The following is a 15,952-nucleotide window of genomic DNA, read 5'->3' on the forward strand; positions in this document are numbered from 1 at the left end:
AAACCCTACTTCACAAACCCATTCTTGGTCAGGAAGTCGGTCGCCACGGCAGCAGCGGCTTCGCCACCGACCTGAACGCGACCGTTGAGGTCCTGCAGGGTCACCAGATCGAGCTTGGCAAACACGGGCGCCAGCAGGTCCTTGATCTGCGGGTACTGGGTCAGCACCGCTTCACGCACGATTGGCGCGGGCTGATAAACCGGCTGCACGCCCTTGTCGTCTTCCAGCACGGTCAGGCCCGAAGGCGCAATGCCACCGTCGGTGCCATACACCATTGCTGCATTGGCGCCGTTGGTCTGCTGGGCAGCAGCGGCGATGGTTGCAGCGGTGTCACCACCCGACAGGGTGATCAGCTGATCGGCATTGAGCTTGAAGCCATAGACTTCCTCGAACTTGGGCAGGGCACCCGGCGAGTTAACGAATTCCGACGACGCAGCGAGCTTTACGGCGCCGCCACCGGCGACGTATTTGCCGAAATCGGAGAAGGTCTTGATGTTGTTAGCGGTCGCAACATCCGAACGGATCGCCACGGCCCAGGTGTTGTTGGCAGGCGATGGCTGCAGCCAGACGATCTTGTTCTGGTCGTAGTCGAGCTTCTTGACCTCTTCATAGGCCTTGGTCGCATCGTTCCACAGCAGCGGATCGGCGCCGGCTTCCTGCGTCAGGAAGAAAGCACCGTTGCCGGTATATTCGGGGTAGATGTCGATCTCGCCGGCGGTGATGGCCGTGCGCACGATGGGGGTGGCGCCGAGCTGGATCTTGTCGGTCACCGGAATGTCGTTGGCCTTGAGCACCTGCAGGATGATGTTGCCGATCACCCCGCCTTCGGTGTCGATCTTGGACGAAACCACGACCTGGGCGCTGGCGGCGGTGATGGTGAACGCCAGCACGGCGGCGGCGCTGAGCAGTTTGGTAACGAGGCGCATTGAGTTCTCCATGATTTACCCCGGGAGGAACCGGGTTGGGTGTAACCTAACGTCTTGTCGGCATTGCGTTGGGGCCGGAATTACTAAGCGACCGGGCCCAAAGCGAAAAACTCGTCCAAATCCATAATCGTCGAGTGAGAAATTAGTTCTCCCACCAACGCGTCCGACCCGAGAGCGCCTTCAACGGCTTCTACTTCGGCCGAGAGGGGACGATCGTTACGGTAGAACGCGCAGTGCCGACGCACCAGTGTATAGATGATGCCAGGCACATTGCCGGGCTGGTCGCCGGAAATGTCCATCGCCTGCGCCGACAGAATGCCCTCCAGTGCCGCCAGTCGCTGTAGTGCAACGACCTGCCGCTCGAACCGTTCCACCACCAGCGGCAGGAACGTGGCCTCATCTTCCAGCCCGCCGGCCACCACCATCGACATTGCCGAAACCGGGTTCGACAGCGACAGCACCCGGGCAAACAGTTCGCCCGCCAGCTTGATGATCGGCCCGAAGCCGGTGGCGATCGCCCCCGGCGCCACCAGATTAACCGGGAGGTCGCGCCGCCCGCCATTGCCCAGCAGTACGCAGCGGTTGAACGAATTGCGCGCGATATGAGCCATGCCCAGTTGCGCGGTCTGCAGGAACACCGTCACGTCGAGCGGCAGCGATCCGCCCGAGGTCAGCACCTGCCCGCCCGCCACCACCGGATTATCGTCGGTGCGGCCAGTCGCGGCCAGAATGGTCCTGCCGGCCACCATCAGGCTTTCAAAGCCGGTGGCGAACACCTGGCTCATCATGCGCAGGCTTAGCGGGTCCTGAATATGGGTGGCGTTGGGCCAGTCCCAGCCCATCGCATTGAAATACAGCCACGAGCCTATATTGGCCTCGCGCTCGGTGCCGACATGGGCCACGGCCTTCCACGGATCGCGCGAGGCGCCCAGCGCTCCCGCCGTGGTCAACCCGGTCGCCAGCAGCACGCGCACCGTACCCGCCGCATCGCGCAATGCCCGCGCCGCCGCCGCATAGGCCACCGCATTGGTCGAAATCGAGGCCAGGCTATCGCGCGGCGCCAGCTTGAACGGTTTCAGCCCGGCCCGCGCCAGGGCGATTTCCGCCGGCAGCCGTTCACCGGAATATACCGCTTCGCCTGCGCCAGTCAGCACGGCGCCAATCTGGCCCATCAGGCCAATGTCGGCGCAGCCGATCGAGCCAGTGCGCCGCACCACCGGCACCACATCGGCCGACAGCAATTGCAGGTACATATTGACCAGATCGACGGTGCAGCCAACGCGCCCGGTCAGCGCCATGTTGACGCGAATGGCCATCGCCCCGCGCACCACTTCAAGGGGAAACGCTTCGCCAGTGCCAAAGTGATGCGCCCGCACCAGCCCGAGGTTGAACGCGTCATAATCCTCGGGGGACCATTGCACGTCTTTCATCGCGCCGACACCCGTGGTCGCGCCATACACCGGCTGGCCGTTTGCGATCGCGGTTTCGATCACGTCGCGGGCAATGGCGACACGCTCCAGCGCGTCAGAATCCGCCGACAACGGCGCAATGCCTTCGCCAATCCGTGCGAGGTCGGCAAAGCTCAGCGGCTTGCCGTCCAACCGGATTATTGCGCTCATGGCGTTCATCAAGTTGCCCCCAGGTTACGGTACGCTATTGGATAGAACGCGAACATGGGATATCCCAATTTGTGAACGGGCTATGCGATCTATTTGGGCTATCGCGCCGCCTGCTCAATGGATGGGCAGATGGATACGCTAACCCTGGTTTTGGTCGATACCGTGCTGCGCGAACGCAGCATTCGCGGCGCCGCACGGGCGCTGGATCGACCGGCTTCCAGCCTTGCGGCAGCGATAGCCCGGTTTGAAGACGAAGTCTCGGTGCGGCTGGTCGAACGCTCCGGTACGGCCCTTGGCCTGACGCTGGAAGCCGAACGGTTGATGCCCGATATAGCCCTCGCTGCCGCCCGCGCCAAGGCGTTGGGCAGCGCGGCGGCGATCAAGCTGCAAACGCTGGAGCGTTTCTCCCAAGTGGTGGCGCAGGGCAGCATCCGCCGCGCCGCCCGCCTCATTGGCCTGGGCCAACCGCAACTGACCCGGCAGATCGCTCAACTCGAATTCAATCTCGATTGCCAATTGCTGACCCGCAGTTCCGACGGCGCCATGCCCACCGCCGACGGCATCCGCGTTGCGGCGCAAATCCAGAGCCTGCTCGAAATCTGGCAGCGCATCTCCCGCGCCGCCGGCGAACGCTTCCGCAAGGTCGCCGCCACCGTACGACTAGGTTCGGTGATCCCGCTCGGCTACGAAAGCGAAATCGCTCGCCTGCTGGCCAATCTCACCGCCAACTGGCTCGCCGGTCGACCGGACGTGCCGCTGTTTGTCAGTTCCACGACTGCTGAGGAGCTGGTCAACGGCCTGCGGAGCGGCCTGTTCGACCTGGCACTGCTCGATACCCAGTTCCCGCCGCCCGACTGCGATGGGGTTGTAGTGGCTAGAACCGCGCTGGCGCTGGTAGGTGGCAGCGAGATTGACGAGGCCGACGTGGGCGTCAACGATCTGCGCAGTTCCAGCCAGACGCTCGTCTCGGCGCTTTTGCTTGCTGCCCCGCTCGCGGTCCCGTCCCCGCGCAGCGGATTGCGCCAGCGTATCAACACCTATCTCGAGCAGGCGCTCACCGAAGCGCAGCGCGACAAGGTGCGGCTGGTGGAGATCGACTCCATCCCGGTCATTCTCAATCTCGTGCTGCACCACGGCTTCCTGTCGGTGCTGCCGCAGGCGTCGCTGGCGCGAATCAAGCCCGATCTGGTGCAAACCCGCCTGCCGGAGCAGTACGACATGAATTTCTGGCTGTGCTGGCCTCGCCGGACGGGAGCGAAGCGCCTCGCCGACGCTGTTCTTTTGGATATGGATAAAAAACATCCGACCGGAAACGATACCGTCGCTGCCAGCCCGCCAATTGTGCGAATTCCTTAATCATAACCCACAATACTCTGACGCATCTGTGCGAGCGCCTGCGCCGCGCATCTGGGGAGATTTCTGCAATGTCTGGGTTCTTTGGCCGCCTGTTCGGCAATATCAAGCTGACCACCACCATCATCGCGCTGGCAGTGTTCGGCATTGCGGCCGCCATCATCGCGGTGTTGGTTGCGATGTATATCAATCTGGCGGCAACGACACAGATTCAGGCACAGGCCGCCCAGGCTTCCAATATCCGCATCGCCACTAGCGCCTTCCAGGGGCAGCTCTCCGGTACCAAGGTGTTCTGGAACGATGATGGTACCCTGCAAAAGATCGAGACCTGGCAGTTGCCGACCTTCAACGACACCAAGGTCGTCGATGCCATGGCGCGGGTCACCGGCGATACCATCGCGGTGTTCGCGTGGGATAAAGAGGCCAAGACCTTTGTAGTCAAATCCACCACGCTCAAGGCCGCCGATGGCACCCCGGTCACCGACCTGACGATCGTCCCCGGCGACGCCGCTTATGACGCGCTCTCCACGGCGCTGCCGTTCAGCGGACAGATCAATGTGCTGGGCAGCCCGTACTATACCTATTTCCACCCCATCCAGGGCATCTCCAAGGATATCGTCGGCGCCATCATGGTGGGTTCGCCCACCGCCAAGACTGCCGCTGCGGTGATGAGCCTGCTGCAACTGCTGCTGGTCGTCGGCGGCATTGCCATGCTGGCGCTGGGTGCTGCCATCGTCGTGGCCTCGCGCCAGTTGCTCAAGCCCATCCCGCGCCTGTCGGGTGTGATGAACGAAATCGCCAATAACCGCTTCGACGTCACCGTTCCCTATACCGGCTATGGCAATGAGCTGGGCAAGATGGCTCGCTCGATCGAAGTGTTCCGCAACAATGCCCGCCACATGATCGAGGTCGACGAGGAACAGGGTCGCGCCAGCACCGGCCGCCGCGTTGAGCGCGAGCAGATGATGGCCAGCCTGCAGCGCGCCTTTGGTGAAGTGGTGGATGCCGGCATCGCCGGCGATTTTTCCCGCCGCGTCGATGACAGCTTTGCCGACGAGGCACTCAACATCCTGGCCCGCGGCGTCAACAAGCTGGTGCAGACCATGGACAATGGCCTCAAGGAAACCGGCGACGTGCTGTCGGCGCTGGCCCACGCAGATCTCAGCGTGCGCATGGACGGCCAGTATGAAGGCGCCTTCGCCAAATTGCAGTCCGACACCAATGCAGTGGCGGGCAAGCTGGGCGAAATCGTCGGGCAATTGCAGGACACCTCGCGCCAGTTGCGCACCGCGACCGGGGAAATCCTCACCGGCGCCAACGACCTGTCCGAACGCACCACCAAGCAGGCCGCCACCATTGAGGAAACCTCCGCCACTATGGAGCAGTTGGCGGCAACGGTGTTGCAGAACGCCGAACGCGCCAAGGAAGCCAATGGCGTGGCCCAGAGCGTCACCCGCACGGCCGAAGAGGGCGGCGAAGTGATGAGCCAGGCCAATCTGGCAATGGAGCGGATCACTACCTCCTCGGGCAAGATCTCCAACATTATCGGGCTGATCGACGATATCGCCTTCCAGACCAATCTGCTGGCGCTGAACGCTTCGGTTGAAGCCGCCCGCGCCGGGGACGCCGGCAAGGGTTTTGCCGTGGTTGCCGTAGAAGTGCGGCGCCTCGCCCAATCCGCCGCCAGCGCCTCTTCGGACGTCAAGGTGCTGATCGAGCAAAGCGCTACCGAAGTCAGTGCCGGCTCGCGCCTCGTGGCCAATGCCGCCGAGAAACTGACCCAGATGCTGGGCGCCGCCCGCTCGTCCAACCAGTTGATGGATTCCATCGCCAAGGAAAGCCGCCAGCAGGCCTCGGCCATTGATGAGGTCAACACGGCGGTGCGCCAGATGGATCAGATGACCCAGCACAACGCCGCGCTGGTCGAAGAAATCAACGCCGCCATCGAGCAGACCGAACGTCAGGCCGGTGAACTGGACCGCATCGTTGACGTCTTCCAGCTCGAAGCCGCCCCGCAAAATGCCGCGCGCGGCCAGCAGCGCCGTCCGATGCGTGCCGCCAGCTAACGGCACTCAGAACTTTTCAGGATCGTTCAAGGCCGGCACCTCGCCGGCCTTGTTGCTTGTGGCACCGCGACGCATTGGCGGAATCGCCGCGCCCTGCTTAGCGTTTCGATATGGACGTCCACCCGGCAACAACCCGCATCGACATCCGCCGCCCGTTCTCCGGTGAGGGGCTGATCTCCCTCATTGGACCCGGCGGGGTCGGTAAATCCACCCTTGGTGCGGTGCTTGCAGAACGGCTGGGACGGACGCTGCTAGATCTCGATCACCAGTTCATGGCGCGCATTGGCCACATTGGACAGTTGATCGATGAACACGGCTACGACTGGTACGCGACGGAAAATTCGCGACTGGCTGGCAAGCTGATTGCCGAGCTGGACCGGGCGGCAATCCTGGCCACCTCCTCCGGCTTTCTGGCCTCGCCCGGCCTCTACGCCAACAATCTGGCGCTGCTGCAAAGCGGCTACAGCATCACGCTGCTCCCCTCGCCCGATATCGACCAGGCCACCAGCATCGTGGTCGAACGCCAGATGCAGCGTGGCTTCGGTTTCGAGCGGCAAAACGAAATCGAAAAATTCCGTCGGCGCTTCGCGCTCTATTACCCCCTCGGCGAGATGCTCGTGGTGTCGATGTCCCCCGTTTCCGACATGGCGACTGCGGTGCTGGCGGCTCTAGGTCAGCCGGCGATCTAGCCTTATCCTTCCGTCTTGGCCCGAATGGCCAATGGTGCGCCGGGCGCGCCCCACCTATCCTCCGTCAGCCAAGAGGAACAGACCGTGCCAGCCCCGTTGCAGGATCACCCGTTTCGCCGCGCCATCATGGACGAGGTGCATGCGCGCCCCGTCGAGATCATCGATGGCCCCTGCCGCATCCGCCGCGTTGCCCTGATGCAACCGCCGGTGGCCGGCGCCACCGCGCGGTTGATGGCGCGCTTTGAATATTTCGCCAGCACCGCAGGGATCAGCGCCGGCACCAGCCGGCAACGCAGCTTTGAAGCGGGCACACGCCTGGTCACCTGGGAATTTCACACCGAATTCATTACCGTCACCTGGCGCTCAGGGCTCGATGACAAGCAGAACTGGCCCAATGGCATCGGGCTGGGCATTCTTGATGAGTCCCAACTGATCGGCGCCATGCGCATCGACATCATCGGCGACAGCGCAGTGCCGCCGCGGCTCCTGCCGGGCTTCGCACTCCCGAGCCTTTGCGTTGCCAGCCTGGAAGCGGGAACAGCACAGGCGGTGACTGATTTCGTGCCCGATGCCGATGGCTTCACCCGCTTCGAGTTTGCTGCGGGCGGCCTGTCGCCGTTGCGCCGCTCCATCGTGGCGAGACGGCTGCTGGAAATCGAAACCTATCGCACCATGGCCCTGCTCGGCCTGCCGCTGGCCCGCGAACTCGGCCCAAAGCTGCGGGCCTGCGAGATTGAGCTAACCGCACTGATCGAAACCCTGTCGGACGCAACCACCACCGACAGCGTACAGACCGCGCTGAGCGCGCTGCACAATCTTTCCACCCGCTCCGGCCAGTTGTCCGAACAGCTGGGCTATCGCTTCGCCGCCGGCCATGCCTATGGCGATATCCTGCGCACCCGCCTCGCCGGCCTGCGCGAATTGCCGACCGCACTTGGCTCAAGCCTTGGCAGCTATGTGGCCAACCGGGTCGATCCGGGCCTTGCCACCTGCACCGCCATGGAAAAGCGGCTGGTGGTTCTGGCGGACAAGATCGAGCGGGCCATCGGCCTGCTCAATGTTCGCATAGGGCTCGATCTGCAGATCCAGAACAAGGCCGTGCTCGAAACCATCGCTCGCACCGGCACGAGCCAGTTCCGCCTGCAGCGCACGGTCGAGGGCCTGTCGACCATCGCCATCAGCTATTACCTGCTCGGCATTCTGAGCTACCTGCTCGCCGGTCCGCTCGAACAGTTCCATTTCGAAAAGACCATGGCGATGTCGTTGGCAGCGCCAGCGGTGCTGCTCGTCGTCTGGCTGATGGCGCGCGCGGTGCGCCATCAGCATGCCGGCCACGATGCCTAGGACCGACCGACATTCAACTCAGGATGAGACGAAAATGCTGGTTTTCGAGGACCGAAAGCACAGGAAACCAGTATTTTCAGGCCAGCATCGGTTGAATGGCGATTGGTCCTAGCGGCGGCCGCGCACCTGCCGGTAAAGGATCGGCAGTGCGATCACGATCACCAGCAAAGCGCCGGTGAAGATCGACATCACGATGCCCGGTACGTTGAGCAGCCCCAGCCCGAAGGTCACCAGCCCCATGATGAACGCGGCAATGACCACGCCGGTGATTGACCCCGCGCCGCCCAGGATCGAGACACCACCCAGCACCACGATGGTGATGGCCTCCAGCTCCCAACCCTCGGCAATCGAGGGCCGGGTCGAACCCAGCCGCGCTGTGAGCAGCACTGCGGCAATACCGCTCATCACCCCGGTCAGGCAGAACAGCAGGAACTTGATGCGGGCCACACGCACGCCGGAGAACAGGGCGGCGGTTTCGTTGTTGCCGATGGCATAGACGCGGCGACCGAAATTGGTGCGATGCAGCAGCACGAAATAGACCGCTGCCATCACCAGAAACAGCACCAGTTCGAACGAGATCACCCACCACACATAGCCTTGGCCGAACCAGGAAAAGCTCGGCGGATAGCCCTTGAAGCTCTGGTCTCCCAGAATGATGAAGGAGATGCCGCGAAACAGGCTCATCGTACCGATCGTCACCACGATCGACGGCAGCTTCAACCCGGTAACGAGGAAGCCATTGACCGCGCCGCAGGCGATGCCGGTGCCGATGCCGATGGCCACGAGGCCCGGTGTATCGACGCCATATTGCAGCGCAAAACCCATCAATGTCGATGCCAGCGCTATAATGGCGGCCACCGACAGATCGATTTCGCCCGAAATGATCAGCAGCGCCATCGCCAGCGAGATCAGCGCCTTCTCGGTGAAATTGAACGTCAGGTCGGAGAGCGAATAGGCGTTGAGGAAATACGGCGAGGCCAGCGAATTGACGATGAAAATGACAACCGCCACGAGGACCAGCAGCGACTCCCAGCTCAGCAACGCGCTGCGCAGCGGATTATCGAGGCGGTTGGGTAGGTGACGGGGGGTGGCGGATGTGTCGGTCATGCCTCTGCCCTCTTCAAAATCACCCGGCCTTTGCGGCGTTCGCCGCGGGCATTGAGCACCACGGCCAGCAGGATCGCGCAGCCGGAAATCGCCATCTGCCAGAACGGCGAGATATTGATCACCGGCAACGCGTTGTTGATCACGCCGAGGAAGATCGCGCCGAGCAGCGCTCCGACGACCGAGCCGATGCCACCTGCAATTGACACGCCGCCGATGACGCAGGCGGCGATAATCGTCAGCTCATAGCCGCCGGCCACTTCGGTCGAGGCGATGACATAGCGCGAAATCCACAGATAGCCGCACAGCCCCGCCACCGCCCCGGCGATGACGAAGGCCAAAAACTTGGTCCGCCCCACATCGATGCCGGTATAAACCGACGCAGTCGGATTAACCCCGATTGCATAGAGCGAACGGCCCAGCGGCGTCCGCGTCATCAGCAGGTAAAACAGCGCCGCTACTACAATGGCAAACCAGCTCAGGATCGGCAGGCCAAGAAACGCGTCGCGTTGCAATTGCACGAACTCGGTGCTCATCTGATCGGCATTGACCCAGGCGCCGCCCGAAATCACGAAGATCAGGCCGCGATAGATGGTCAGCGTGCCCAGCGTCACCACGATCGGTGGAATATTGAGCTTCCACACCAGGATGCCGTTGAACGCCCCCAGCAGTCCGCCGACCACGACGCAGCCAGCGATCAGCAGCGGGATCGGCACGCCGGGAAACGCCGCATTGGCCATCGCCACGATCATGCCGGTCAGCGCCAGATTGGCCGCCATGCTCAAATCAATCGACCGCGTCAGGATCACGGTCATCTGCCCCAAAGCCAGCATCATCAGGATCGAGGTGTCGTTGAAAATGGTCAGCAGGTTGCCCGGCTGGGCAAAGCGCGGAAAGCGGATGGTGACCAGCACCAGCAGCAGCAGAATGGCCAGCGCCAGCCAGATTTCGCGGTGTTTGGGGAGGTTTTTCATGCGGCAGCTTCCTCGGCGATACCGGCAGCAAGGCGCACCAGCGTTTCGGGCTTCAGTCCCTTGTTGTCCAGCGTGGCGATCACCCGGCCTTCGCGCATCACCACGATGCGGTCGCTCATGCCCAAAACCTCCGGCAGTTCCGACGACACCATGATCACCGACAGCCCCTGCGCCACCAGTTCCCCCATGAAGCCATGCACCGCCGCCTTCGAGCCGATGTCGATGCCCTTGGTCGGCTCATCGAGGATAATTACCTTGGGGTTGGTCGCCAGCCACTTGGCGATCACCACCTTCTGTTGATTGCCGCCGGACAGTGTCGACACATCCTGGCTCAGCGACGACGCCCGCAGGTCCAGCCGCTCGGTGTAGGTGCGCGCCAGCGCGAATTCCTCGGCCATGCGCAGAAACCCGGATTTGCCGGTCTTTTTCAGCGACGGTAGCGAGACGTTCTTGAAAATCGGCTGGCTGGTGATCACGCCCTGCTTGCCGCGTTCTTCGGGCACATAGACGATGCCCGCTTCCACCGCATCGGCGGCAGATTTGGAGGCAATGGTCTTGCCATCGAGCACGATGGTGCCGCCTGAAGTCTGGGTCATGCCGAACACCGCCTGCATTACCTCGGAGCGTCCGGCACCAACCAGTCCGTAAAACCCCAAAATCTCGCCCTTGCGCACCGCAAACGACACATCATCGAACTCGGTCGGATGCGACAGCCCCTTGGCCTCCAGCACCACATCACCGATCTGCGCTGTGCGTGCCGGGAAGATGTGATCGACCGAACGGCCCACCATCATCTGCACGATCTGGTTCTGGGTGGTGTCCTTGATCAATCCAGCACCCACCATCTCGCCATCGCGGAACACGGTGTAGCGGTCGGCGATCCGGTAGATTTCATCGAACTTGTGGCTGATGAACAGGATCGCCTTGCCGTCCTGCTTGAGCAGTTCGATCAAAACGTAAAGCTCTTCGATTTCCTTCTGGCTCAGCGCGGCGGTCGGCTCATCCATGATCACGATCTGCGCGTCGATGGAGAGCGCCCGGGCCACCGCCACCAGATGCTTTTTGGCAATGCCCAATTCCTTGAGCTTGATATCGGGATCAATCCCGGCGGCCATCGACTCCAAAGTCAGACGCGCCTCGTTGCGCATGGTGGTCCAGTCGATCAGCCCGAAGCGATTGCGCGGGGCATGGCCGAGATAGATGTTTTCGGCCACCGTCAGTTCGTCGAACAGCACGGTTTCCTGATGGATCGCGGTGACGCCTGCCGCAAATGCCGCATGGGCGGTGGGAAGGCTCACCGGCTCGCCGCCGACGGTGATCTGGCCGGCATCGGGCTGGTAGATGCCGGTCATCACCTTGACCAGCGTCGATTTGCCGGCACCATTTTCCCCGATCAGCGCCGTCACCTGGCCAGGAAACAGCTCCAACGCAACATTGTGCAGCGCCCGAACGCCGGGAAAGGTCTTGGTGATACCGGAAAGGGTGAGGATGGGTTCGGTCATGGGGGCTTTGGTCTCTTCTAGCTGGATAGCCCAGTCGTCACCCTCCCCCTTGCGGGGAGGGTCAGGGAGGGGGGCGGTTACTCAGATATCCGGGCTCCCGCACCCCCTCCCAACCTCCCCCGTCGAGGGGGAGGTGCCGTCCGGTGACCAGGCCAAATCGTGGCAAGTCCAGGTGAAGGCCCGGCACCAAAGCGCCGGGCCTTCAGGCTTTAGTAGATCTTCGAGAATTCTTCGATATTGGACTTGTCGAAGGTGAACGGAGGGGCCATTGCGGCCGAGTTGGTGTCGTCGAGAGTGATTTCACCCATGCGGCCGATCGACAGCTTGGCGCCTGGCTTGGCTTCGCCGCCCTTGACCAGATCGTTGGCCAGATACACCGCCGAGTAGCCCAGATCGATCGGGTTCCACAGCGCCACGGCCTGGCTCGAACCGTTGTCGATGAACTTCTTGAACTCGGATGGCAGCGCCAGCCCGGTGACGTTGATCTTGCCGATCAGGCCCATGTCGGTCACGACCTGAGCCGCAGCCACGACGCCGACGGTGGTCGGAGCAATAATGGCCTTGAGGTTGGGATAGGCTGCGATCAGGCCCTTGGCTTCGTCGGTCGACTTGACCGAGTCATCGTCGCCATAAACGGTGGCGACCAGGTTGATCTTGGGGAAGTCGGTCGGCAGCACCTTCTTGGCCGCTTCGATCCAGGCGTTCTGGTTGGTTGCAGTCGAGGATGCGGACAGGATTGCCACGTCGCCGCCATCTGGCAGGTAATCGGCCGCCAGCTTGATGATAGTCGAGCCGATCAGGCCGGTTTCAGACGGATTGAGGTGCAGCAGGCGGCCTTCGGGAGCAACGCCCGAATCCCACGAGATCACCTTGATGCCGCGTTCGGCGGCCTTCTTGAGCACTGGCACCAGCGCGTCCGGATCGTTGGCCGAGATGGCGATGGCGTCAACCTGCTGGGCGATCAGCGCGTTGATGACTTCGATCTGGGCTTCGGCAGTTGCCGTGGTCGGGCCGGTATAGATCACTTCGACGTCGCCGAGTTCCTTGGCGGCTTCGTCGGCACCCTTGTGGGCGGCGTCAAAGAAGCCATTGCCGAGCGACTTGACCACGAGCGCGATCTTGGTCTGGGCATAGGCCGGCACGGACATCAGCACGGCGGCGAGCGCGGTGGTGACGGCAAGAGTCTTGAGCAGCTTCATTGTAGATCCCTCCCTGGGATGGTTATGCGTTGAACTCAGGCCACCGTCTGTTGGCGGTCAGCCAGAGCGTTCGTCTCCGCCACGATGAGCCGCACATTTGCCTTTTCCAGCATCTGGCGGTCTTCGTCACGTATGCCAGCGTCGGTGATGACGGTGGCGATCTTGTCGAGCCCGCACAGGATGAGGCTCGAACGTCCCGAAAATTTCGATGAATCGGCGAGCACGATCAGCTCGTCGGCCTGACCGATCAGCCCGAGTTCGGACTGTACGACCATCGGATCAGCTTCCATCAGACCGTGCTGGCCAATGCCCTGGCAGCCGATGAACATCTTGCGGGCGTAAAAATGCGATGCCACCACGCCACCGAACGGCGACAGGATGACATTTTGTTCGCGGTAGATCGTGCCTCCGGGGATGACGACCGAATTGCGCGAATTGTGGATCAGGTGCTCGGCGATGGCGAAGCTGTTGGTGAACACCGACAGCCGCCGCGAGGTCAGGTGATGCACCATCTGGTAGGTGGTGGTGCCGCCATTGATGATGATCGGCTCGCCATCCTTGCACAGCGCCGCAGCTTCCCGGGCGATGGCGCGCTTGGCACTCATATTGATGGTTTCATTGACCGAAAATGGCCGCCCCATCAGCCCGCCCTGCTCCGGCGGATTGACCGCTTCGGCCCCGCCGCGCACCCGGCGCAACTGGCCCTGCACATGCAGCGCCGCAATATCGCGCCGAATCGTCGCCTCGCTCGTCCCGGTCATATCGACCAGGTCGGTGACGGTAGCGACCGGCCGTGATTGTACGGCGGCCAGAATGACCCGATGGCGCTCAGTTTCGTGCAAGGCAATTCTCCCTGCCCCTTTGCTCCCATCAATTCCAATCAGTGTCAATCACAAAAATTGCAAAACCGCTCGCTACACAATCCTTATGATTGATATTGATCGTTTGTGATTGACACCGGTTAGGGTTTTGTGGCCATGTCCGGCCAACATTTGTCTGTAATTTCTCTGGGAGGGGTCTATGTCCACATCCGCGCCGAAGCGCCTCGCGAACCTTTGGGACGATGCCAAAGCGGCGGCGATGAGCGAGCCGGAACGTCTGGTTTATCGCTCCAATATCCTGGGCAGCGACAAGCGCGTCACCAATTATGGTGGCGGCAATACCTCGTCCAAGATCATGCAGAAAGACCCACTGACCGGGGAAACCGTCGAAGTGCTGTGGGTCAAGGGGTCGGGTGGTGACAGTGCCTCGATCAAGCTCGATGGCTTCTCGACGCTCTACATGGAAAAGCTCCGCGCCCTCAAGAATCTCTATCGCGGTGTTGAATTTGAAGACGAAATGGTCGGCTATCTGCCCCATGCGACTTTCAATCTCAACCCGCGCGCCGCTTCGATCGATACCCCGCTGCATGCCTATGTGAACCACCCCTATGTGGATCACATGCACCCCGACGCCATCATCGCCATTGCCGCTTCGGTCAATTCCAAAGAACTGACCCAGCAGATTTTCGGGGACAGCATCGGCTGGTTGCCGTGGAAAAAGCCGGGCTTCGAGCTCGGCCTGTGGCTGGGCAAATATTGCGAAGAGCATCCCAACGCCAAGGGCCTGATCCTGGAGTCCCACGGCCTGTTCACCTGGGGCGATACGCCCAAGCAATGCTACGAAACCACCATCGCTATCATCAATCAGGCCATTGAGTGGTTTGAGCAGAAAACCGAAGGCAAGACGATTTTTGGCGGCGAAGCGGTCAAATCGCTGGCCCCCGAGGACCGGCGCGCCATCGCTGCCAAGCTGATGCCGAAAATTCGCGGCCTGATCTCGGCGGATAGCCACAAACTGGGCCATTTCGACGATAGTCCGGCGGTGCTGGAATTCGTCAATTCCAACAACCTGCGGCCTCTCGCAGCTTTGGGCACGTCCTGCCCTGACCATTTCCTGCGCACCAAGATCCGCCCGCTGGTGATCGAATTTGATCCGGCCAATCCCGATGTGGATGCGGTTATCGCCAAGATCCCGGATGATATCGCCGCCTATCGCGTCGACTATCAGGCGTATTATGATCGCTGCAAACACGACAATTCGCCCGCCGTGCGCGATCCGAATGCGGTGGTCTATCTGATGCCCGGTGTCGGCATGTTCACCTTCGCCAAGGACAAGGCCACCGCCCGCATTTCCGGCGAGTTCTACGTCAACGCCATCAACGTCATGCGCGGTGCGTCGACCGTTTCCACCTATGTCGGCCTGCCCGAACAGGAAGCCTTCGATATCGAATACTGGCTGCTCGAGGAAGCCAAACTGGCGCGCATGCCCAAGCCGAAATCGCTGGCTGGCAAGATCGCTCTGGTTACTGGTGGCGCCGGCGGCATCGGCAAGGCCACCGCCGTCCGCCTGCTGCGCGAAGGCGCCTGCGTGGTGCTCGCCGATATCGACGAGACCGCCCTGGCCTCGGCCAACGATGAACTGGGCAAGGCGTTCGGCGCGGATTTCGTGCGCCCGGTCAATATTAACGTCACCAAGGAAGAGCAGGTCATTTCCGGCTTCGCCCATGCGGTGGTCGAGTTCGGCGGCATCGACATTCTGGTGTCCAATGCCGGCCTTGCCTCCTCGGCCCCGATCGAGGAGACGACGCTAGAGCTGTGGAACAAGAACATGGACATCCTGTCCACGGGCTATTTCCTGGTCAGCCGCGAAGCCTTCCGGCTGTTCCGCAAGCAAAAGATCGGCGGCAACGTCGTGTTCGTGGCCTCCAAAAATGGCCTGGCTGCCTCTCCCAATGCCGCTGCCTATTGCACGGCCAAGGCCGCCGAAATCCATCTGGCCCGCTGCCTCGCGCTTGAGGGCGCAGGCGAACAGATCCGCGTCAACGTCGTCAATCCTGATGCTGTGTTGCGCGGTTCAAAGATCTGGGCAGGCGAATGGCTTGAGCAACGTGCATCGACCTACAAGACCGATAAGGACGGCCTGGAAGAAATGTATCGCGAGCGCTCGCTGCTGAAGCGCTCGGTGTTCCCCGAAGACATCGCCGAAGCCATCTACTTCTTCGCCTCGGAGGCCTCGGCCAAATCCACCGGCAACATCATCAACGTCGACGCGGGCAACGCGCAGAGTTTCACGCGGTAATTCCGAAAGGAAGACCCCCTCCCTGGCCCTCCCTGCAAGGGGGAGGGTGACATCGA

General features: G+C 62.0%; 12 protein-coding genes. 5 read left to right on the forward strand and 7 right to left on the reverse strand.

What is annotated here, in order from left to right; all coding sequences use genetic code 11:
* Positions 1-5 precede the first annotated feature (5 nt).
* Both ABIT12_RS04950 and ABIT12_RS04955 read right to left on the reverse strand, forming a co-directional pair.
* Positions 6-926, reverse strand: a complete 921-nt coding sequence (locus ABIT12_RS04950) for an ABC transporter substrate-binding protein (RefSeq protein ID WP_348045226.1) — start codon at positions 924-926, stop codon at positions 6-8.
* A gap of 83 nt (positions 927-1,009) precedes the next feature.
* A complete protein-coding gene (locus tag ABIT12_RS04955; protein ID WP_407065590.1) occupies positions 1,010-2,554 on the reverse strand; it encodes an aromatic amino acid ammonia-lyase in 1,545 nt (514 codons plus the stop codon).
* 120 nt (positions 2,555-2,674) lie between these two features.
* On the opposite strand from ABIT12_RS04955, the gene ABIT12_RS04960 reads away from it, so the two are divergent.
* The 4 genes from ABIT12_RS04960 (at position 2,675) to ABIT12_RS04975 (ending at position 7,997) form a co-directional block, all read left to right on the forward strand.
* The gene (locus tag ABIT12_RS04960) at positions 2,675-3,901 is read left to right on the forward strand and encodes a LysR family transcriptional regulator (protein WP_348045230.1); all 1,227 of its coding nucleotides are present in this window, start codon (positions 2,675-2,677) and stop codon (positions 3,899-3,901) included.
* A 68-nt stretch (positions 3,902-3,969) separates the two neighbouring features.
* Entirely contained in the window at positions 3,970-5,964 is a 1,995-nt protein-coding gene (locus ABIT12_RS04965) for a methyl-accepting chemotaxis protein (protein ID WP_348045232.1), read from the forward strand.
* A 110-nt stretch (positions 5,965-6,074) separates the two neighbouring features.
* Positions 6,075-6,653, forward strand: coding sequence for a shikimate kinase (locus tag ABIT12_RS04970; RefSeq protein ID WP_348045234.1), 579 nt, complete (start codon positions 6,075-6,077; stop codon positions 6,651-6,653).
* Positions 6,654-6,737: 84 nt separating this feature from the next.
* Positions 6,738-7,997: a DUF3422 domain-containing protein gene (locus tag ABIT12_RS04975; protein ID WP_348045236.1), complete on the forward strand. Its 1,260-nt coding sequence runs from the start codon at positions 6,738-6,740 to the stop codon at positions 7,995-7,997.
* A 108-nt stretch (positions 7,998-8,105) separates the two neighbouring features.
* Here ABIT12_RS04975 and ABIT12_RS04980 read toward each other — a convergent pair whose 3' ends face one another.
* The 5 genes from ABIT12_RS04980 to ABIT12_RS05000 all read right to left on the reverse strand — a co-directional run bounded on the left by ABIT12_RS04980 (position 8,106) and on the right by ABIT12_RS05000 (position 13,618).
* Positions 8,106-9,104, reverse strand: a complete 999-nt coding sequence (locus tag ABIT12_RS04980; RefSeq protein WP_348045238.1) for an ABC transporter permease — start codon at positions 9,102-9,104, stop codon at positions 8,106-8,108.
* Positions 9,101-10,075 (reverse strand): ABC transporter permease, encoded by a 975-nt coding sequence (locus tag ABIT12_RS04985; protein ID WP_348045239.1) that lies wholly within the window; start codon positions 10,073-10,075, stop codon positions 9,101-9,103. The genes ABIT12_RS04980 and ABIT12_RS04985 overlap by 4 nt, the downstream gene beginning before the upstream one ends.
* Positions 10,072-11,577: a sugar ABC transporter ATP-binding protein gene (locus tag ABIT12_RS04990; protein WP_348045241.1), complete on the reverse strand. Its 1,506-nt coding sequence runs from the start codon at positions 11,575-11,577 to the stop codon at positions 10,072-10,074. Before ABIT12_RS04990 ends, ABIT12_RS04985 begins: the two co-directional genes overlap by 4 nt.
* A 209-nt stretch (positions 11,578-11,786) precedes the next feature.
* Positions 11,787-12,776 carry a rhamnose ABC transporter substrate-binding protein gene (rhaS, locus tag ABIT12_RS04995; protein ID WP_348045243.1) on the reverse strand — a complete coding sequence of 330 codons (990 nt, stop codon included), beginning with the start codon at positions 12,774-12,776 and terminating at the stop codon, positions 11,787-11,789.
* Between the two features lie 35 nt (positions 12,777-12,811).
* Complete coding sequence (locus ABIT12_RS05000) at positions 12,812-13,618, reverse strand: DeoR/GlpR family DNA-binding transcription regulator (RefSeq protein ID WP_348045244.1); 807 nt, start codon at positions 13,616-13,618, stop codon at positions 12,812-12,814.
* 178 nt (positions 13,619-13,796) lie between these two features.
* On the opposite strand from ABIT12_RS05000, the gene ABIT12_RS05005 reads away from it, so the two are divergent.
* Positions 13,797-15,896, forward strand: a complete 2,100-nt coding sequence (locus ABIT12_RS05005; RefSeq protein WP_348045245.1) for a bifunctional rhamnulose-1-phosphate aldolase/short-chain dehydrogenase — start codon at positions 13,797-13,799, stop codon at positions 15,894-15,896.
* The last annotated feature ends 56 nt before the right edge of the window (positions 15,897-15,952 follow it).

Source organism: Devosia sp. (assembly GCF_039927955.1).
Lineage (GTDB): Bacteria > Pseudomonadota > Alphaproteobacteria > Rhizobiales > Devosiaceae > Devosia.